General features: G+C 52.1%; 18 protein-coding genes and 1 pseudogene. 11 read left to right on the plus strand and 8 right to left on the minus strand.

The window, feature by feature from the left end; genetic code table 11:
• Positions 1-14: 14 nt before the first annotated feature.
• Positions 15-227, plus strand: a pseudogene (locus tag J5067_RS05595) (site-specific integrase); the annotation flags it as partial.
• Between the two features lie 54 nt (positions 228-281).
• Complete coding sequence (gene ttcA / locus J5067_RS05600) at positions 282-1214, plus strand: tRNA 2-thiocytidine(32) synthetase TtcA (RefSeq protein ID WP_264643736.1); 933 nt, start codon at positions 282-284, stop codon at positions 1212-1214.
• Positions 1215-1488: 274 nt separating this feature from the next.
• Here ttcA and zntB read toward each other — a convergent pair whose 3' ends face one another.
• On the minus strand, positions 1489-2472 hold the full coding sequence (zntB, locus tag J5067_RS05605; RefSeq protein WP_264642892.1) for a zinc transporter ZntB: 984 nt from the start codon (positions 2470-2472) through the stop codon (positions 1489-1491).
• Between the two features lie 254 nt (positions 2473-2726).
• On the opposite strand from zntB, the gene uspF reads away from it, so the two are divergent.
• Positions 2727-3161, plus strand: a complete 435-nt coding sequence (gene uspF / locus J5067_RS05610) for a universal stress protein UspF (RefSeq protein WP_264650636.1) — start codon at positions 2727-2729, stop codon at positions 3159-3161.
• Positions 3162-3204: 43 nt separating this feature from the next.
• Here the strand turns inward: uspF and J5067_RS05615 are convergent, their stop codons facing one another.
• Positions 3205-4854 (minus strand): peptide ABC transporter substrate-binding protein, encoded by a 1650-nt coding sequence (locus tag J5067_RS05615; RefSeq protein WP_319802381.1) that lies wholly within the window; start codon positions 4852-4854, stop codon positions 3205-3207.
• A gap of 204 nt (positions 4855-5058) precedes the next feature.
• Here J5067_RS05615 and mpaA point away from each other — a divergent pair, with 204 nt between their 5' ends.
• Positions 5059-5790, plus strand: a complete 732-nt coding sequence (mpaA, locus tag J5067_RS05620) for a murein tripeptide amidase MpaA (RefSeq protein ID WP_264650637.1) — start codon at positions 5059-5061, stop codon at positions 5788-5790.
• A gap of 53 nt (positions 5791-5843) precedes the next feature.
• On the plus strand, positions 5844-6347 hold the full coding sequence (gene tpx / locus J5067_RS05625) for a thiol peroxidase (protein WP_264642895.1): 504 nt from the start codon (positions 5844-5846) through the stop codon (positions 6345-6347).
• A gap of 50 nt (positions 6348-6397) precedes the next feature.
• Here the strand turns inward: tpx and tyrR are convergent, their stop codons facing one another.
• From tyrR to pspA, 6 genes are all read right to left on the minus strand, one after another.
• Positions 6398-7969 carry a transcriptional regulator TyrR gene (gene tyrR, locus J5067_RS05630; protein ID WP_264650638.1) on the minus strand — a complete coding sequence of 524 codons (1572 nt, stop codon included), beginning with the start codon at positions 7967-7969 and terminating at the stop codon, positions 6398-6400.
• 142 nt (positions 7970-8111) lie between these two features.
• The gene (locus J5067_RS05635) at positions 8112-9170 is read right to left on the minus strand and encodes a YcjF family protein (protein ID WP_264650639.1); all 1059 of its coding nucleotides are present in this window, start codon (positions 9168-9170) and stop codon (positions 8112-8114) included.
• Positions 9167-10564: a YcjX family protein gene (locus tag J5067_RS05640; RefSeq protein ID WP_264650849.1), complete on the minus strand. Its 1398-nt coding sequence runs from the start codon at positions 10562-10564 to the stop codon at positions 9167-9169. Before J5067_RS05640 ends, J5067_RS05635 begins: the two co-directional genes overlap by 4 nt.
• A gap of 68 nt (positions 10565-10632) precedes the next feature.
• Entirely contained in the window at positions 10633-10992 is a 360-nt protein-coding gene (gene pspC / locus J5067_RS05645; protein WP_264643739.1) for an envelope stress response membrane protein PspC, read from the minus strand.
• A gap of 20 nt (positions 10993-11012) precedes the next feature.
• Entirely contained in the window at positions 11013-11255 is a 243-nt protein-coding gene (gene pspB, locus J5067_RS05650) for an envelope stress response membrane protein PspB (RefSeq protein ID WP_264642898.1), read from the minus strand.
• A 58-nt stretch (positions 11256-11313) separates the two neighbouring features.
• Positions 11314-11979, minus strand: a complete 666-nt coding sequence (gene pspA / locus J5067_RS05655) for a phage shock protein PspA (RefSeq protein ID WP_264624540.1) — start codon at positions 11977-11979, stop codon at positions 11314-11316.
• Between the two features lie 243 nt (positions 11980-12222).
• Here pspA and pspF point away from each other — a divergent pair, with 243 nt between their 5' ends.
• From pspF to J5067_RS05685, 6 genes are all read left to right on the plus strand, one after another.
• The gene (gene pspF / locus J5067_RS05660) at positions 12223-13215 is read left to right on the plus strand and encodes a phage shock protein operon transcriptional activator (RefSeq protein ID WP_264650640.1); all 993 of its coding nucleotides are present in this window, start codon (positions 12223-12225) and stop codon (positions 13213-13215) included.
• Positions 13216-13597: 382 nt separating this feature from the next.
• Positions 13598-15292, plus strand: coding sequence for an ABC transporter substrate-binding protein SapA (sapA, locus tag J5067_RS05665; RefSeq protein WP_319801658.1), 1695 nt, complete (start codon positions 13598-13600; stop codon positions 15290-15292).
• A complete protein-coding gene (gene sapB / locus J5067_RS05670; protein WP_264642900.1) occupies positions 15289-16254 on the plus strand; it encodes a putrescine export ABC transporter permease SapB in 966 nt (321 codons plus the stop codon). Before sapA ends, sapB begins: the two co-directional genes overlap by 4 nt.
• Positions 16255-16432: 178 nt before the next feature.
• On the plus strand, positions 16433-16621 hold the full coding sequence (locus J5067_RS05675; RefSeq protein ID WP_264628155.1) for a DinI-like family protein: 189 nt from the start codon (positions 16433-16435) through the stop codon (positions 16619-16621).
• 57 nt (positions 16622-16678) lie between these two features.
• The gene (locus tag J5067_RS05680) at positions 16679-16912 is read left to right on the plus strand and encodes a hypothetical protein (protein WP_264650641.1); all 234 of its coding nucleotides are present in this window, start codon (positions 16679-16681) and stop codon (positions 16910-16912) included.
• 172 nt (positions 16913-17084) lie between these two features.
• Positions 17085-19055 carry an acyltransferase family protein gene (locus J5067_RS05685; protein WP_264650642.1) on the plus strand — a complete coding sequence of 657 codons (1971 nt, stop codon included), beginning with the start codon at positions 17085-17087 and terminating at the stop codon, positions 19053-19055.
• Positions 19056-19222 lie beyond the last annotated feature (167 nt).

Genomic DNA, 19222 nt, shown 5'->3' on the forward strand with positions numbered 1-19222 from the left:
TGGCACAATTATCGAACTCAGCAGTAAAACGATCTGGCATTCGTCGCCGTAATCCGTACCATACGCGCCATACTTATACATGCAGGTTGCTTTCTGCAAGAACCAACCCCTGGTTGATCACTACACAAAGGGAGCATGAAAATGCACAATAGGTATATGAAATCTAGGGCAAATGGATAGAAGACCTGAATGCAGATCGGGTCGGAATGCTGAATAAACGGCTTTCCCTGTGCATCGATTTGCCCCTGTGGTGCCCCCCAAGCGTTTGGAAAAGAAATAAAATGCAAGAAAATCAACAAATTAATCAAAAGCAGCAATACAACCTCAACAAACTGCAAAAGCGTTTACGCCGCAACGTGGGTGAAGCGATCGCTGACTTCAATATGATTGAAGAGGGTGACCGCATTATGGTGTGTCTCTCCGGCGGTAAAGACAGTTACACGCTGCTGGAAATACTGCGTAATCTGCAACAGAGCGCCCCGGTGAATTTTTCACTGGTGGCCGTCAATCTCGATCAGAAACAGCCGGGTTTCCCTGAGCATATTTTGCCGCAGTATCTCGACAGTCTGGGCGTCGAATACAAGATTGTCGAAGAGAACACCTACGGCATCGTGAAGGATAAGATCCCTGAAGGGAAAACCACCTGCTCGCTCTGCTCACGGCTGCGTCGCGGTATTCTCTACCGCACGGCGACCGAGTTGGGAGCCACCAAAATTGCGCTGGGTCACCACCGCGACGATATCCTGCAAACGCTGTTTCTCAATATGTTCTACGGTGGCAAGCTAAAAGGGATGCCGCCCAAGCTGATGAGCGACGACGGTAAACACGTGGTGATTCGCCCATTGGCCTACTGTCGCGAAAAAGATATCGAACGTTTTGCCGAAGCGCGTGCGTTCCCGATCATCCCCTGCAATCTGTGCGGATCGCAGCCTAATCTGCAACGTCAGGTGATCAAGGATATGCTGCGCGATTGGGATAAACGTCATCCCGGTCGCATTGAGACCATGTTCACTGCCATGCAAAACGTGGTGCCTTCCCATTTGGCCGATCATCAGCTTTTCGATTTCAAGGGAATTCAGCACGGCAGCGAAGTGATTGACGGTGGCGATTTGGCGTTCGATCGTGAAACGCTTCCGCTCCAGCCGGTCGGTTGGCACCCCGAGGACGATGCCGTTGCCGAACCTGAGCGCCTTAACGTTATCGAAATCAAATAATGCCAGGGCACTGCGGTGCCCGCCTGACCTTCAGGCAAAAAAAATGCCGACATAAACGTCGGCATGGTGTGAATCAATTGTGCTATGCAGTAATTCAAAAAAGGAAGTAAGACAATATGGAGCGCAACGCCCATCGCTTGACGTTGCATTCACCTGCGAGAGTGATAGTGCCGTACCTGAGTGCATGAAATGTTGATATTTCTCAATATATTCAATTTTTTTTGAAGACACTCAACATAATGTGATAGCAAACGCAGTAACTCGTTGGAAAATTTCATAGCCATTTACTGCGCTTTAACCACAGGGCAACGCCCCCCACCAAGGCGAGCAACATCAGGCAAAAGGTGATAAACCCCATGGATGAGCCACCGCCGGGGATCCCGCCCAGATTGACGCCAAACAGCCCGGTTAAGAAGGTGGTTGGCAAAAATATCATCGCCAACACCGACATACTGTAGGTGCGTCGATTCAGCGCCTCTGTCATCTGTGAGGTAATTTCATCGGCCAGCACGGTGGTGCGGGCAACGCTGGCGTCCAGATCGTCCAATCCGCGCCCAAGGCGTTCGGCAATTTCCTGCATCCTGCGGCGATCGTCATCGCCCATCCAGGCCAGGCGTTCGCCAGAAAGGCGGGAAAAGACATCGCGCTGCGGTGTCATGTAGCGCCGTAGCACAATCAGTTGCTTGCGAATCAATGCCAGCGTGCCGCGCGCCGGAATTTTCTGCTCCAGCAGGTCATCTTCCAAATCGATGATTTTTTCGTGCAGGTCGTCGATAAATTCACTGGTTTGGTCTGTCAGCGCTTCCGCCACCGACACCAGCCAGCTGCCGCTGTCGGTGGGCCCGTTGCCCTCCTGCAAATCGGTCAGCACATCATTGATAGCGGCAATTTTACGACGGCGCGTTGAGATAATCAGCGTATCCGTGATAAAGACCCGCACGGCCACCAGTTGGTCTGGGCGCGAATCGGCATTGAGGTTGATGCTGCGCAGGGTGATAAGTGTCCCCTCCCCCAGGCGCGTGACCCGAGGGCGCGCACTCTCTCCGGCCAGTAAATTACGAATGCCGTCAGGCAGCAGCGGCGTTTCATTCAACCAGCGCGCACTGCCGGGCAGGCTGTAATCCAGGTGCAGCCAGCAAGGATGCGTGCTATCGACCTGCCCCTCCGCCGAAATCGGTTTGATTCCGCCCTGCCCATCCAACTGGCAGGCATGAACCGCCTCTGAATCCTGCAATATTTTTCCTTCAAACGGCTTCATGTTTTTCTCTCCTACAGCCCTTACGCTACAACATCACAATGACGGTGATACCGTAACGGTTTTACAACAGCTAAAGCCTAGCGATAATTAGATTTTTCGCAAATTCAATCAGTAACAAAATCGCTCCCGGTCGTTACGCGTGTGCTTTATCGTCGAATAGCACATTTTTGACACATATCACTGCCCGTTTGTAAAAACCGGCTACAGTGTAGATGAGCTCTTGTTTCCGCATCAGATAATAAACAGGAGGTGATATGTATAAGACCGTGCTCGTTCCCATCGACATATCTGAAAATGAGTTAACGCAACGCGTTGTTACGCACGTAGAGGCGTTGGCGAAGCTCCATGACACCTACGTGCACTTTGTTACCGTGCTCCCTTCATACCCCTACTACACCACCCTTGGTGTTACCTATCCTGCCGGGCTGCCCGATATTGAGGAGATGAAACGCAACACCAGCGCGGCATTTACCGAGGTTATCAAGCGTTTTAACCTGCCGGAAGACAGGGTTATGCCTCACATCATGACCGGCACGCCCAAGGAGCAGATCCTGAAGCTTGCTGATTCGCTTGATGCTGACCTCATCATCATAGGCTCCCACCGCCCCAGCGCCACAACCTTTTTACTGGGATCCAACGCGGCCGCCGTGGTGCGACACGCCACCTGTTCGGTGCTTGTCGTTCGCTAGCCGTAGGCAGCCCGCGCAAAACGGGCTGCCTAATCGCTGACAGTTACGACCCGTGTTTCAGGATATAGAGGGTATGGCTGTAAGCCACGTCTTCGGGATTGGTGATCGGGTAGCCTTTTACCCAGGGTTTGATCAAACGGCCGTTAGTGTATTGATAGATAGGGGCGATAGGCGCGGCGTCCAGCAGCAGATTCTCGGCCTGGTTATACAGCGTGTTGCGCGCTGCCGCATCGGTTTTCATGCTGGCATCGTTGACCACCCGATCGTAATCCGCACTGCGAAAACGCGCAATATTTCCACTGTGCGTTGAGGTCAGCAATGACAGAAACGTCGAGGCCTCATTGTAGTCGCCCACCCAGGACGCACGGATCACGTCGAAATCACCGCTGTTGCGGCTATTGATATAGGTTTGCCACTCCTGATTGGTCAACTTGACGTTGACGCCCAGCTTTTGCTTCCACATCGAGGCGATGGCGATAGCGATTTTCTGATGGTTTTCCGCCGTGTTGTACAGCAGTGACAGCGTTAGCGGGCGATCGGGCCCGTAGCCTGCCGCGGCCATCAGCGCTTTGGCCTGCATATCCAACTCTTCCTGCGAGTAGTGCTGCAACAGGTTAGCTTCAGGTGTAAAGCCTGCCGTCACATCAGGCGTAAAGCGGTAGGCCGGTTTCTCTCCGGTGCCGAGCACTTTTTCGGCAATGATCTTGCGATCGATCGCATAGGAGAGCGCCCGGCGCACGCGCGCATCATTGGTTGGCGCACGCTGAGTATTAAAGGCGTAGTAGTAGGTTCCCAACTGCTCCGGCGTGTACACCTGCCCCGGCACATCCTTAAGCAGCTTCTGGTACATCTGTTTGGGGAAGGATTCGGTGATATCGATATCGCCCGCCAGATAGCGCTTGGTAGCGTTGGATTCCTGATTGATCGGCACAAAAGTCACCTTGGTCAACCGGGTGTTGGCACGATCCCAGTAGTAAGGGTTAGGCGCCAGCACCAGCTTCTCGTTAACCACACGCTCTTTTAACGCAAAAGCGCCGTTACCCACCAGATTTCCCGGTTTAGTCCAGTCGTTACCAAATTGTTCAACGGTTTTCTGGTGCACCGGAAACAGGCTGAAATGGGCAACGAGGTTAACAAAGTAAGGCACCGGCTTATTCAACTGCACACGTAGCGTATGGGCATCCACCGCCGTCACGCCTAACTGGTCGGGAGCCTGAGTCCCGGCAATGATCTGCTCGGCATTGACGATTCCCGCCAGACGGGCAAACCAGGCGAACGGCGAGGTGTTAGCGGGATCAACCAAACGCCGCCAACTGTAGACAAAATCCTGTGCGGTCACCGCATCGCCATTCGACCAGCGTGCATCATCACGCAGCGTAAACAGAAAGGTGCGGTTGTCATTGGTTTGCCAGCGCAGCGCAACGCCGGGGATCGCCCGTCCTTGTGCGTCCTGATTCAGCAGCCCTTCAAACAGATCGCGCGACACCTGCGCCTCGGGCAAGCCGACCGCTTTAATCGGATCCAGAGAGGCGGGTTCATCTTTGATATGGCGGACAATTTCCTGCTTATCCGCCAATATCGCATCGGCGGGCACGCTGGCCGCTACCGCACTGCCCGTTATCGAGCCCAAAATGACCGCCAGCAGGCTGCGTGATACGCCCCGTTTCAGCCCGGTATTATTAGGGTATTGCATAGCCATTCACCTCATCCATCATCAGGTTACGGTATCAGTCACAGTGTATTGCAACCATGATAGCGGGAAATGGGCTATGCCGCCTTATTGGGTTGGCGCTCTGTGTGTATCAATGCGAAACGGGGCACGAATAAGACTTTTTTCATCACACCGTTTATGATGAAGTAGTCAAATAAATGACCACAATAAGGCTTGGGCATCATCATGACGGGCACGAGTTTACTGACACCACGCCACCAGCGTGGACCCCTTAAGATATCCGGTGAACGCTATGGTTCATCCGCGCTGGGCGCGCCGTTACTCTACTTCCCTGCCGAGCACGCCAGCAGCGATACCGGACTGATTCTCGCGGGCACCCACGGCGATGAAGCCGCATCGATCGCCGTTCTCTCCTGCGCCTTGCGTAGCCTGCTCCCCGGACAGCGCCACCAGCATCTGGTGCTGTGCGTTAATCCGGATGGTTGCCAGCTTGGTCTGCGCGCCAACGCCAATGGCGTTGATCTGAACCGGAATTTCCCCACCGGTAACTGGCAGGAGGCCAATACGGTCTACCGCTGGAACAGCGCCACGCCTGAACGCGACGTGCAGCTTTCCACCGGCGCCTATCCCGGCTCCGAGCCTGAAACCCAGGCACTGTGCTCGCTGATTGAACGTCTCGATCCGGCCTGGATTGTCACCTTCCACGAACCGCTTGCCTGCGTTGACGACCCGGACCGTTCTTCGCTGGCAGGATGGCTGTCACAGGCCTTCTCGTTGCCACAGGTCGAGCATATTGGTTATCCCACGCCAGGCTCTTTTGGCAGTTGGTGCGCAGAGCACCAGTTGCCCTGCATTACCTTAGAGCTGCCCGCCGTTTCCGCCGATGATGCCAGCGAACGCTATCTGTCCCCGTGTGTCACCTTGTTGCAACAAAAGTTTTTATATCAATGTTGCTAATGTTGCCCTACACTGATGACCGTGTTAACCACCTGTAATTGAAGGACAAAGAAATGTCAAAAAATGTGCATTTTCAAGGCAATCCTGTCACTGTAGCCGGAAGCTTTCCTGAAAAAGGCGGTAAGGCTCCTGCCTTCACACTGGTTGCCAAGGACCTTTCCGATGTCGCGCTCACCCAGTTCGCCGGTAAGCGTAAAATCCTGAATATCTTCCCAAGTATCGATACGGGTGTCTGCGCCGCTTCCGTGCGCAAATTTAACCAATTGGCTTCTGAGCTGGATAACACTGTAGTGCTGTGTATCTCCGCCGATCTGCCGTTTGCACAATCGCGTTTCTGCGGTGCAGAAGGTCTGAACAACGTGGTCGTGCTCTCTTTGCTGCGCGGTGCGGAATTCAAGGACAACTACGGCGTCGCTATCGCCGCTGGCCCGCTGCACGGGCTGACCGCGCGCGCTGTGGTGGTGTTGGATGAGCAAGATAACGTGCTGCACAGCGAGTTGGTGAACGAGATCACCACCGAACCTGATTATGATGCCGCGCTGGCCGCACTGAAATAAGCCTCAGCGGATAAAAAGAAACGGCTGCCAAAGGCAGCCGTTTTTGTTGGTTACTCATCCGCCTCATCGGTGGATTTTCGCTGGCTCAAGCCGTATTCACGCAATTTGTTGGCAATGGCGGTATGGGAAACACCCAGACGTTTTGCCAGTTTACGCGTGCTGGGATAAGCCTGATAAAGGCGGGTCAGCACCGAGCGTTCAAAGCGCTTGCTGATATCATCCAGTGAACCTTCAAGCAAATCATCGCTCTGTACGGTATCGAGAGTGAACGAAGGAAGATCGATATCCTGCACGCGCAGTTCACGCCCTTCCAACTGAGTCAATGCACGATACACCGTGTTCTTCAACTGGCGCACATTACCCGGCCACCCGTACTGCGGCAGCAGATGATACAGTTCCGGCGCAATGCGTGGTCGGGCAATGCCCTGTTCATCGGCAAAACGCGCCACAAACAGTTCGGTGAGCGCCATGATATCTGCCGGACGTTCGCGCAGTGGCGGCAAGGTGAGCATCAGTACGTTAAGCCGGTAATAGAGATCTTCACGAAACTCACCGCGCTGCACCAGTTCCAGCAGGTTTTTCTGCGTGGCGCAAATCACCCGGACATTAACGTGCACCTCGTGCTCTTCCCCTACCCGACGGAAGGTGCCGTCATTGAGAAAACGCAGCAGCTTGGTTTGCATCTGCGGCGACATTTCACCCACCTGATCCAGCAGCACCGACCCGCCATTGGCCTGCTCAAAGAAGCCTTTTTTGCCTTCCAGCGCATTGGGATAAGCGCCCGGTGCGTGGCCGTACAGTTCACTTTCCATCACATCGTCAGGCAGTGAAGCACAATTGAGCGCCAAGAAAGGCTTTTTGCCGCGAGAACTGCGCAGATGGCACGCACGGGCCAGCATATCTTTACCGGTTCCGGTATCACCCACGATCAGCAGCGGCGCATCGAGCATCGCCAACTTTTTGCCTTGCTCAACCACCTGCCGCATTTTCGGGCTGACGGCGACGATATGATTAAATTCATTCTCATCGTTAACCGCCAGATCTTGTAACTGACGGCCCATGCGCACCGCCGATTTCAGCATGACCAGCGCACCGGCAATCACGCTTTCGCCCGCTTCATTATCCAAGTGCACCGGCGTGATTTCCAACAGGAAATCCTGCCCGCGAATCACCACACGCTCCGCTTCCAGCCTGCGCTCATCGTGCTCCAGCCAGCGTGTGAAGTTGTAATTGGGGATCAACTGGCTAATGGTGACCGCACTGATGCTGTCAGCCGATTGCTCAAACAGCGCCAACATCGCTGGATTGAACAATTCAATGTTGCCTTTCAGATCGAGAGAGAAAACCGGCTCAGGCATCGATTCCAACACGGCGCTCATCGCCCGTTGCTCTCGCTCGGAAGGCATGAACGCCACGGTGCGCACATCGCGCACGCTTTCGATCCGTCGAATTTCCGCCATCAGTACGCGAAAATCGTCAAATCCGAGCGTGGCAAAATTCAGGTAAATCCGTCCGGCGGGGTCAATTTCAATGCCACGCAAATCAATAGCGCGCGAGGCCAGTAAATCTAACAACTCGCGCGTCAGGCCAATTCGATCTTCACAAAAGACTTCCAGACGCATTAACAGCTACCTTCTTCCAGGGGAATGGATATCACAGGCATCATACCGCGTCCCCTTCCACGGATGAAGCCACCTGTCAGCAAAAGTTGACAGGTGGCAACATCTTTTTTTCCGTTGACGGTGTTTCGAGCGTTCGTGGGCGTTACGGCGGCGTTAGTGTGGATTTTTTTTGTACCACGGCCTTGATCTGCCCGACCAATTCACGCCGGAAATCCCCAAGCTGCGGCTTATCGTCAAGCCAGGGCAATGGCCGACAGAGCTCCATGGCCTTGATGCCCAGTCGCGCGGTCAGCAAACCGGCGCCAATGCCCTGCGCGGCGCGGGCCGAAAGGCGCGCAGCCAGATCCTGCGACATCCAGTCCATACCGATTTCACGCACCATTTCTGACGCGCCAGCGAAAGCGATATTCAACAACACCAATTTAAACAGGCGAATGCGGCTAAAGTAGCCCAACTCAATACCGTAGAGCGCGGCAATGCGATTGATCAGGCGCAGGTTACGCCAGGCAATAAAGGCCATGTCCACCAGTGCCAGCGGGCTGACCGCAATCATCAGCGTCGATTCGGCGGCCGAACGGCTGATCTCGCGACGTGCGCGGTTATCCAACACCGGTTGCACCAGATTGGCGTAAAGCACCAGTACTTCTTTGTCGTTATGCGTTTCATGCAGCGACGCACGCCAACGCTGGAGTGCGGGATGCCCGCTATCCAACCCGGCCTGCTGCGCCAGTCTTTCACAAAAATCGCGCCCCTGACCGACACCGTGACTGCCGAGCAGCTCACGGGCTTTATCACGCGCTTCGGCGCGGGCCCGCAACCGGTACAAGCGCCGCCACTCCGCCATCAGGGAGCCCGCACCGGCGACCACGATCATCCCGCCCGCCGCCAAGCCGCCCAGCGTGATCCACTGCTGTTCCAGCCAAGCGGTATGTACCGATTGAATGCCCTGCGCAACCGCGCTGGCACCGAATAAGGTGACGCCCGCCAGCACCAGTTTGCGCCACAGACTGCGACGGGGTCGCAATGCGGCTTCAACGGCGGCTTCCGCCTCGCCCTCACTGTTCAACGCCGCTTCCGGCAGCGTCGGAGCAAAGTGACGCGACGCATCATCATCAAAGGCGACGGTACTGCGCAAGCGGGGTGCGGTTGCCGAAGGTGCCTCATCATCAAAGGTGATGCGCGGCTTTAGCGGTTCACTCATCGCAATTTATCCCCCAATAAAAATTCCATGACGCTGTCCAGCCGAATGTGCGGCAGCGGCGTATCAACGTTCATCGCTTGAGGTCGAAAATCTTCAAAATGGAAACCCTGTTGCTGCCAAAAGGCGGCACCGGGCAAACGCGCGGGCACTTCACCGGGATAGAGCGTCAACGGTTCACCGTCGCCAAGACGATGTCCGCGCAGCGCGGGCAGGTTCTGCCCGTGATACTCCACGATACCGCTTTGGGTTGACTGCACGGATGCAATGCCCGCGCAATCCATGGTGATGCCTTCGAACGCCGCGTTCTGCCAGGCTTCCTGTACCAGTTGCTGCAAGAGCGACACCAGATTGGCATGCTGATCCGCCGTGATATGGTCCGCTTTGCTGGCCGCAAACATCAGTTTATCGATGCACGGCGAAAATAGACGGCGCAGCAAGGTACGTTTGCCATAATGGAAACTTTGCATCAGTTGCGTCAGCGCCAGACGCATATCGGTAAAAGCGTGCAGCCCGCGGTTGAGCGGTTGCAGGCAATCCACCAACACAATCTGGCGGTCAAAACGTGAAAAGTAGTGTTTGTAAAACCCTTTCACCACCGACTGGCAGTAATAGTCATAACGACGGCGCAGCATGCCGAGCGTGCTTTTTTCATCCGCCTGCGCCAGCGCGACGTCACCGAGCTGCTGTGCCTGTGGCCACGGGAAAAATTGCAGAACCGGCGCACCGGCCAATTCCCCCGGCAGCACAAAGCGTCCCGGCTGAATAAAATGCAGCCCCTCTTGCTTGCAGCGCAGCAGGTAATCGGTGTAGCGCTGCGCAATCTCGGCCAGCAGATTTTCATCCGCAGGTGCCAGCGGATCGAGTTTGTTGCACAGATCTAACCACGGCTTGGCCCACAGGGCGCGCTCACCTTGCAACAACCCGAGCATTTGCCGCGACCAGGCAAGATAATTTTGCTCCAACAGCGGCAAATCCAGCAACCACTCACCGGGATAATCGACAATTTCCAGATAGAGCGTGGAGGTATCCTTAAAGTGGCGCAGCAGCGAATCGTTGGAGCGGTAGCGCAGCGCCAGGCAGATTTCGCTGACGCCGCGCGTCGGCGTCGGCCACTGCGGCGGATCGCCAAACAGCGACATCATGCCTTCGTCATAGGCAAAGCGCGGCACCGCCAGATTTCGCTGAGGAACCCGCTTTGCGCCAAGCAATCGCCCTTCCCGCACCGCGGAAAAAAGCGGCAACTGCGCGCCGTTGTGTACGTTGAGCAGTTGGTTGACAAATCCGGTAATGAAGGCGGTTTTACCGCTGCGGCTCAGTCCGGTGACAGCCAACCGCAGTTGGCGATCCACGCTGCGGTTAACCAGGGCTTCAAATTCATGCTGTAAATGATGCAAAGGTTGCTGTAAGGGCAATCCGTCACTCCTTGTTCTATACCTCATGATTCATGCGCCAGTAGGTGACATCACAGTTGACGAAAACGGCTTTGTACCGCAAAGGTGTCCGAGGTGACATAACGCTCCATGTCACGCAGGCGCGCTTCACTGTCACGCAGTACCGCATCGGCCTCGTTCAGCGTTTGACTGGGTCGCACGGCGTCATCGTCGTGGTCATAAGCGCCCGCTGGTGCCGGGTCGAGAACAAAGGTCAGCACGATATACGCCACCAGCGTAAAGAAAAACAGGCCAAAGAACAGCGACAGCACCACAATAACGCGCAGCAGTTTCACCGGCACATCCAGATAGCGCGCCAGTCCGGCGCACACGCCTTTGATCATGCCCTCTTGCGGTAACCGGTACAGCTTGCGCCCGTGCGAATTCATCATCGCGTTCAATTTTCCTTTTATCATGATTGCCTCCAGTGGGGATGTTCTGCATCCAGAATCTCTTCCAGTGCCTGGATCCGCTCGCGCATCTGCTTCGCCTCTTGAGACAGCGCGGTCAAACGCTGGAGATCGCCTTGCCCCCAGGATGCCGCCCCTTGCGCCGCGTCACGTTGCTTGCGCTGACTGTAGTGCAGCCAAAGCCATACCGGGGCCACGAACAACATGAAAATGGTCAGTGGGATGGCAAGAAACAAAGCGCTCATTATATCTCCTTGATAGGCGTGTTAGTGTAGTGCGAGCGGTCCAACAGACTGGCCGCCATCAGGCTTCCGGTTTGATTTTTGCTTTTAACGCTGCCAACTGGGCGCTGATTTCATCATCAGCCTGCAATTCGGCAAATTGCTGATCCAGCGATTTCTGTTTACCGAAACCGACGCTCTCTGCTTCTGCTTCCATCGAATCAATGCGGCGTTCAAACTGTTCAAAACGGGCCATCGCTTCATCCAGTTTACCGCTATCGAGTTGACGGCGCACATCGCGAGAGGAAGAGGCCGCCTGATGACGCAGCGACAGCGCCTGCTGGCGGGCACGGGTTTCCGTGAGTTTGTTTTCCAGCTCGCCAATTTCACGTTTCATGCGGGTCAGCGTTTCGTCTACATTTTCCGCTTCACGGGTTAGCACCGCAATCACGTCGGCCAGTTTCTGCTTTTCAAGCAGCGCCGCACGCGCCAGATCGTCTTTGTCTTTGCGCAACGCCAGTTCAGCTTTTTCCTGCCATTGCCCCTGCTGGGATTCAGCCTGCTCGACACGGCGCGCGATCTGTTTTTTCTCCGCCAGCGCCCGCGCTGACGTGGAGCGTACTTCTACCAGTGTGTCTTCCATTTCCTGGATCATCAAGCGCACCAGCTTTTGCGGATCTTCCGCTTTGTCCAGTAACGAATTGATGTTCGCGTTTACGATATCGGCAAAACGAGAAAAAATACCCATTACAGTGTCCTCTTGGTCATGTCACAGTGCGCATGCACTGGTTGGTGATGTTGATTCGTCATGCTTGATGTCGACCAACCTTAGCGTTCCCTCTTGCTATTACAAGATGCATGCCAACATTGCGACAAATCTATCTAACTGTAATTATTGATTATTATTTTTTTGACAAATAAGTCTCATCGGATAGATTAGTAAAATACACCAACAGTTAGCAAAATTAACCGCAATAAAAGGTGACATCTGATGGATAAAGGCCAGGAAAATCTGCTGGGTGAAGCCAACAGCTTTGTTGAGATGCTGGAGCAGGTTTCACAATTGGCGCAGCTCACCAAGCCTGTGCTGGTATTAGGTGAACGCGGCACCGGCAAGGAGTTGATTGCCAGCCGTCTGCACTATCTGTCGCCACGGTGGCAAGGCCCGTTTATCTCCCTGAACTGCGCGGCGCTCAATGAGAATCTGCTTGATTCAGAGCTGTTTGGCCATGAAGCCGGGGCGTTTACCGGGGCGCAACGCCGTCATCTGGGCCGTTTTGAGCGCGCCGACGGCGGCACGCTGTTCCTCGATGAGCTGGCAACCGCGCCGATGCTGGTGCAAGAGAAATTGCTGCGCGTCATCGAATATGGCGTTTTGGAGCGAGTGGGAGGCAGCCAGCCGCTTCAGGTTGATGTGCGTCTGGTGTGTGCCACCAATGAAGATCTGCCCGCACTCGCTGCTGCGGGCAAGTTTCGCGCCGATCTGCTCGACAGGCTTGCCTTCGACGTGGTGCAACTGCCCCCGCTGCGCGAACGCCAGCAGGATATCATGTTACTGGCAGAACACTTCGCTATCCAAATGTGCCGGGAATTGCATCTGCCGTTGTTTACCGGGTTCTCTGCACGCGCTCGCCATGCCCTATTACAATACGCCTGGCCCGGCAACGTGCGTGAATTGAAAAACGTGGTAGAACGTTCGGTCTATCGGCACGGGGCGACCGCCGAACCACTGGATGCCATTATCATTAACCCGTTTCAACGCACCGTTGAACCGCCCATCGCCGACACCGCCGAGGACACCGCACTGCCGCGTCTGCCGTTGGCGTTACGCGAATGGCAGCAGACGCAAGAAAAAGCGCTGATCGAGCAGGCGTTGTCTCAAGCGCGTTTTAACCAGCGCAAAGCGGCTACGCTACTCGGGTTAACCTACCATCAGTTGCGTGGACTGCTGAAAAAACATGATATCGCCAGCGCAGAGGCGTAAACCGCAGGCAAAAAAAAAGCCAGCAAACGCTGGCTAAAATAATACTGGAAGCAATGTGAGCAATGTCGTGCTCCCCTTGCGCGCTTACTTGAAGCCGTTTGGAGTGCGAGATGAATGATAATAGTTATCAGTATCAGTTGTAAAGCACTTTGTTGAGAATTTTTCTCATTTCCGTAGTAACGGTAGGGTTCTTCTCTGTTTACCCTGGCGACCCGATACGCTCTTCGGGCTGTCGATCAGCCCCGTGAGGTGTCCTGTTCGTATTTCTTGAAATTTGGTGGAAAATACAGCAGGTGAGCATCTACGGAGTGGGGCACTTTAGCAGAGTGCGGTACACTCTTATCATGACAACTCTGATTTTCAGCCAACTTAAGCGCATCGTATGTCTGGATACACCTCCTGCCTGATAAAAATAGGCGCGCTGTTCTCCGCCTTCCTGATAGGGTCTGCGTTCGCCGCAGCCCCCGCACAGGCGCAGCGGGAAGATATACGCCGCAGCGGTTTCGTATACTGCGTCAACGGCGTGGTCAATACTTTTAACCCACAGATGGCGCGCAGCGGCGTGATCATCGATACGCTGGCGGCACAGCTTTACGATCGGCTGCTGGATGTCGACCCTTACACCTACCGTTTGATGCCGGAACTGGCGCAGCGCTGGGAGGTGTTGGATAACGGCGCAACCTACCGATTTTACCTGCGCCACGATGTGCCGTTTCAAACCACCGACTGGTTTACGCCCACGCGCCCGTTAAACGCCGATGACGTCATTTTCAGCCTGCAACGGATGCTGGATAAAAACCATCCGTATCATGACGTGAACGGCGGTGAGTACCCCTATTTCACCAGTTTGCAGTTTTCCGATGTGGTGCAAAGCATCCGCAAGCTGGGTGACTATGCGCTGGAAATCCGCCTTAACAGCCCTGATGCCTCTTTTTTGTGGCACCTGGCGACCCACTACGCCCCAGTACTTTCCGCCGAGTATGGTCAGCAGTTGATCAAACAGGATAGAAAGGAGCAGTTAGACCGTGAGCCGGTCGGTACCGGGCCTTATCGTCTCGAAGCCTATCGCAGCGGTCAATATCTGCGCTTGATGCGCAACGATCGCTACTGGCGCGGCAAACCGCGGATGCAGCAGGTGGTCGTTGATTTGGGCGTCGGTGGCACCGGGCGTCTGTCGAAATTGCTGACTGGCGAATGCGACGTGCTGGCTTATCCCGCCGCCAACCAGTTGCCTATTTTGCGCAACGATCCGCGCTTGCGGCTCTCGCTGCGTCCTGGGATGAACATCGCGTATCTCGCCTTTAACGTGCGTAAACCACCGTTGGACGACATGCGCATTCGCCGCGCCATTGCGCTGGCGATCAACAATGACCGTTTGATGCAGTCTATCTATTACGGCACGGCAGAAACCGCAGCGTCGCTGCTGCCCCGCGCCTCCTGGGCCTATGACAGCGAATCGCGCATTACCGAATACAATCCGGAAGAAGCGCGCCGCTTGCTGACAACCCTGGGGGCAACCGATCTTAACCTCAAGCTGTGGGTGCCCGTCGCCTCGCAATCCTATAATCCGAGTCCGTTAAAGACCGCTGAGCTGATTCAGGCGGATTTGGCGCAGGTGGGGGTGAAAGTGACCATTGTCCCGGTTGAAGGCCGTTTTCAGGAAGCGCGACTGATGGAAATGAGCCATGACCTGACGCTCTCAGGCTGGACCACCGACAGTAACGATCCTGACAGCTTTTTCCGTCCGCTGCTCAGTTGCGCTGCAATTCACTCGCAAACCAATTACACGCATTGGTGCGATCCTACGTTCGACAGCGTGCTGCAAAGCGCTCTCACCTCGCAGCAGTTGTCCAAACGCATTGAGTACTACCAGCAGGCCCAGCAGATACTGGCACAGCAGTTACCGGTGCTGCCGTTAGCCTCTTCGCTGCGTATGCTGGCTTACCGCTATGACATGAAAGGGCTGATATTAAGCCCGTTCGGCAATGCCTCTTTTGCCGGGGTGTATCGCGAGTTTGGCGAGACGCCGACGCCAGAAGGGCCACCGCTGGTGGGTAACGAGGGAGAGCAGCCATGATCATTTTTACCCTGCGTCGCCTGTTGCTGTTGCTGATAACCCTGCTGCTGCTAACGCTGGTCGGCTTTAGCCTCTGTTATTACACGCCCAACGCCCCGCTGGGCGGTGCGACGCTGTTTGACGCCTATGGTTTCTTTATGCGCAGCCTGATGCGCGGCGATCTCGGCATTTCGTCGATTAACGGCGAATCGATCAGTGTGCAGTTAAAAGAAGTGCTTCCCGCCACCATCGAGCTGTGCGTGCTGGCCTTCTCACTCTCGTTGTTGGTGGGTATTCCGCTCGGCGTCACCGCAGGCGTGATGCGCAATAAAACCCCCGACATCATCATCAGCGCCATCGCCTTGGTGGGCTTTTCTATTCCGGTATTCTGGCTGGCGCTGTTGCTGACGCTGCTGTTCTCGCTGCAACTCGGCTGGTTGCCGGTTTCAGGCCGTTTCGATCTGCTCTATCAGGTTGAACCGGTGACCGGGTTTGCGCTGATTGACGCCTGGTTATCCGATTCCCCTTATCGCGATGAAATGCTGATCAGCGCCGTGCGCCATCTGATTTTGCCGATTATTGTACTGGCCGTTGGCCCCACGATGGAGGTCATTCGCCTGATGCGCATCAGCACCACGGATGTGTTCAGCAAGAATTATGTCAAAGCCGCGGCTACCCGCGGTCTGTCGCGCCTGACCATTATTCGCCGCCACGTGCTACGTAATGCGCTGCCCCCTATCGCTCCGCAACTGGGACTTCAGTTTTCCACCATGTTGACGCTGGCGATCATCACCGAGGTGGTGTTCAGTTGGCCCGGTATAGGGCGCTGGCTGGTGGATGCCATTCGCCAGCAGGATTATTCCGCTATCTCCGCCGGGGTTATGGTGGTCGGGGCGATGGTGATTACGGTCAATGTGCTGTCCGATATTTGGGGCGCAATGGCGAATTCACTGAAACACAAGGAATGGTATGCCCTTCGATAAATTATTTCATTAAATTAAAAATTTATTAATTATCAATGAATTGAGTTTTTTTTAATTTGAATTAATCATTATAAAACACACAAGTGTTTTACACTGAATGTGAAATACTTTGACTCCTCATTGCATGATAATTACTGTATATAAAAACAGTTAATTAATATCTACATGCGAGGCCACCATGAAAGTCGAAGGCACGATCGCCAAAGAGAAGACGTTACCCAACGGTGCCGCTGAAGCGCTGCAAAAAGAGTTTGGCCGCCGACTGGCTGCGCGGTACCCAGATTGCAAGTTAACGGTGCGTAGGGCGGGTCGCGACGGACTGACGGTATATCCTGTTTTATATGGCGGCACAGCTTGCACTATCTGATGATGGGTTACAGCGTGTCGTTAACAAGATGCATGAGATAGGAGCCGAAATCCGCTGATGATCAAAACAGATTTTCAAGGAACGACAATCTGCGTACTTGCTAGCAATGACAAACTCATACTGTGCCCGGAAGGGTTTTACGCCGTGATCGAAGACTCTGGGTTCTATGTCGTTCTTCTGGTGACTGGTAACGATGCCTGGACCATCCATCCTGATCTGGTATTCACGCTGGAAGATGCGCTCGACATTATTGCCGAGCGACGAGGTTTGTTACTCGCTCCCTCACGTTAACAAATCAAAAACGAAATACCTTTTCAGCACCAAACCACTATCAAAATCAAAAAATGACGCATTCTTAACGATATCCTTTCACAAAAAGTAGATTCGTTAAGAATCATCTGTTAAAGTGAAATCTAATTATTTACATTGACCCTCCTTTTTTTTCACTCGTTTATTTTATCCTATGAATATAAACTATCGTCCCGATATTGATGGCCTTCGAGCCATTGCCGTTTTATCCGTTATCGCTTTTCATTTAAATCCGCACTGGCTTCACGGTGGCTTTATTGGCGTTGATATTTTCTTTGTAATATCGGGTTATTTAATCACTAAAATTATTTACACCGACATCTTAAACAAAGAGTTTAGCTTTAAATCTTTTTATCAGAGAAGAATTAACCGCATTTTACCGGTCTTTTTTGTGGTCATGTTCTGCACGACTTTTGCAGCGTGGTATGTGTTATTGCCGAATGATTTCACGCTGTTTATGGAGAGTTTAAAGTCAACCACTTTCTTTTGGGAAAATATGTGGTTTGCTTATAATACAGGTGGCTATTGGGATTCATCGGCAACAGATATGCCAATACTACATACCTGGAGCTTAGCCGTTGAAGAGCAGTTTTATATTGCACTGCCTTTTTTATTATTCTTTTTTTTTAGATTAAGATTTAATCGTTCAAAAATTTTAGTGACGCTTGGGCTAATTGCGTTCATCTCATTTTCACTGGCGCAACTGTCACCGCTATCAGCATTTTTAACCAAGTATAATTACTATTCACTTATCACAGGCAGAGCTGGTGAGCTATTAATTGGATCTATCATTGGCATTTTGTCAGTTAAAAGATCAATGAAAATTGGTGAGATAGTGCGTGATGATAAAAATCATCTAACTATTAAAAATAGCTTAACAATAATCGGATTTTTGATGATGTTATTGTCAATTATCTTCTTATCTGAAAAACATCTATTTCCGAGTTTTTGGGCAGTTATTCCCACTATCGGCGTAGCGTTAATTATTTTTTGTTACGATAAGAATACTTATGTAGCTAAATTACTTTCGATTAAACCCATCGTTTTCATCGGCACAATTTCATTTTCGTTATATTTGTGGCACTGGCCGATTATTGTGCTTGCTCGTAAATATTCATTCATTGATAACTTTACGACTATCAATGAATATTTAGTCGTTATTTTACTTATTACTTTTCTTTCATTATTTAGCTTTTATGTGGTTGAGAAACCTTGTCGTAAATATAAGAAAACCTTTAAATTCTCATTGATTGCGTATTACATGATCCCCTCTGCTATAATTCTTATGATTTATGCATTTGAAGGAAAAATAAATTCATCATCTTATGCAAAATATGAAGAAGCAGTTAAGCCATATAAATTACAAACACAATACTTAAATCCTGAGAATGATTTTTGTGACGGAAGAATTATAGGAAATTGTGTGTTTGGTGATAAATCTAAAAAACCAGAAATATTGATGATTGGGGACTCTCATGCCGGGCATTACTCTCCTTATTTGGATGAGGCAGGTAAAAAATATGAGTTTGCAGTAAAAATCATCAGTTACCATGGATGTGAATTTTTACCTGAGCAAGAAGATGAAAACGAATGGGCTGTTTTATCGCAAAAAGAACCTTGCATAAAAGCAATGAATGATATAAAAAACGAAATTGACCAATATCCAATAATCATCTATGCCTTAAAATATAACTTATTTCCAATAGGATCTGAGTTTTTAGCGAGTAAATACTTGCCCAAGATGGTTTCAAAATTAAAAGAACAGCAAGTGATTGTGTTAGCTCAAGTTCCAACGATTAGCGAAAATGAACGGTTAAAGTTTATGAATGCTTTTTTAAAAGGGAAACATTACCAATCTAATGAATTTTTAACTTATGGAGAGACAATTGCAAATAACTTAGTTAAAAGTGAGTTGAAAGGTAAAGCTATATTTTTCGATCCTTTATCATATTTAGATGAAAACGCTAAAAAAGAATGGCCTATATACCATGGATTAATGGCGTACTCATTTCATAGCCATTTAAATGAATATGTTACTCGAAAATGGTCTGAAGAGGTACTTCCAAAGCAAAAAGAATTTTGGGAGAGTGTTTTAAAAAAGATGAATAATAAAGCGGTAAATTAGGTTTAGTTAAAAGGCAAGGTAACCAGTTAGTATAACTGGTTTAATGAGACTATAATTTAAATTGTGTAATTGCCTGTTTTTGATGTGTTCACGCCAACAACGGAGACAGGCACATTATGGACGAAAAGAAGCTTAAGGCACTCGCTACCGAACTGGCCTAAGGCCTT

Source organism: Candidatus Symbiopectobacterium sp. NZEC151, from assembly GCF_025962655.1.
Taxonomy (GTDB): Bacteria; Pseudomonadota; Gammaproteobacteria; order Enterobacterales; family Enterobacteriaceae; genus Symbiopectobacterium.

Excerpts from the sequence above, each read along its gene's own strand:
- pspF (WP_264650640.1), top strand. The coding sequence starts at position 12,223 with ATGGATAAAGGCCAGGAAAATCTGCTGGGTGAAGCCAACAGCTTTGTT.
- J5067_RS05615 (WP_319802381.1), bottom strand. The coding sequence starts at position 4,854 with ATGCAATACCCTAATAATACCGGGCTGAAACGGGGCGTATCACGCAGC.
- tyrR (WP_264650638.1), bottom strand. The coding sequence starts at position 7,969 with ATGCGTCTGGAAGTCTTTTGTGAAGATCGAATTGGCCTGACGCGCGAG.
- tpx (WP_264642895.1), top strand. The coding sequence starts at position 5,844 with ATGTCAAAAAATGTGCATTTTCAAGGCAATCCTGTCACTGTAGCCGGA.
- sapB (WP_264642900.1), top strand. The coding sequence starts at position 15,289 with ATGATCATTTTTACCCTGCGTCGCCTGTTGCTGTTGCTGATAACCCTG.
- pspC (WP_264643739.1), bottom strand. The coding sequence starts at position 10,992 with ATGATGAATTCGCACGGGCGCAAGCTGTACCGGTTACCGCAAGAGGGC.
- J5067_RS05635 (WP_264650639.1), bottom strand. The coding sequence starts at position 9,170 with ATGAGTGAACCGCTAAAGCCGCGCATCACCTTTGATGATGAGGCACCT.
- pspB (WP_264642898.1), bottom strand. The coding sequence starts at position 11,255 with ATGAGCGCTTTGTTTCTTGCCATCCCACTGACCATTTTCATGTTGTTC.
- sapA (WP_319801658.1), top strand. The coding sequence starts at position 13,598 with ATGTCTGGATACACCTCCTGCCTGATAAAAATAGGCGCGCTGTTCTCC.
- zntB (WP_264642892.1), bottom strand. The coding sequence starts at position 2,472 with ATGAAGCCGTTTGAAGGAAAAATATTGCAGGATTCAGAGGCGGTTCAT.
- mpaA (WP_264650637.1), top strand. The coding sequence starts at position 5,059 with ATGACGGGCACGAGTTTACTGACACCACGCCACCAGCGTGGACCCCTT.
- ttcA (WP_264643736.1), top strand. The coding sequence starts at position 282 with ATGCAAGAAAATCAACAAATTAATCAAAAGCAGCAATACAACCTCAAC.
- J5067_RS05680 (WP_264650641.1), top strand. The coding sequence starts at position 16,679 with ATGATCAAAACAGATTTTCAAGGAACGACAATCTGCGTACTTGCTAGC.
- J5067_RS05675 (WP_264628155.1), top strand. The coding sequence starts at position 16,433 with ATGAAAGTCGAAGGCACGATCGCCAAAGAGAAGACGTTACCCAACGGT.
- J5067_RS05685 (WP_264650642.1), top strand. The coding sequence starts at position 17,085 with ATGAATATAAACTATCGTCCCGATATTGATGGCCTTCGAGCCATTGCC.
- uspF (WP_264650636.1), top strand. The coding sequence starts at position 2,727 with ATGTATAAGACCGTGCTCGTTCCCATCGACATATCTGAAAATGAGTTA.
- pspA (WP_264624540.1), bottom strand. The coding sequence starts at position 11,979 with ATGGGTATTTTTTCTCGTTTTGCCGATATCGTAAACGCGAACATCAAT.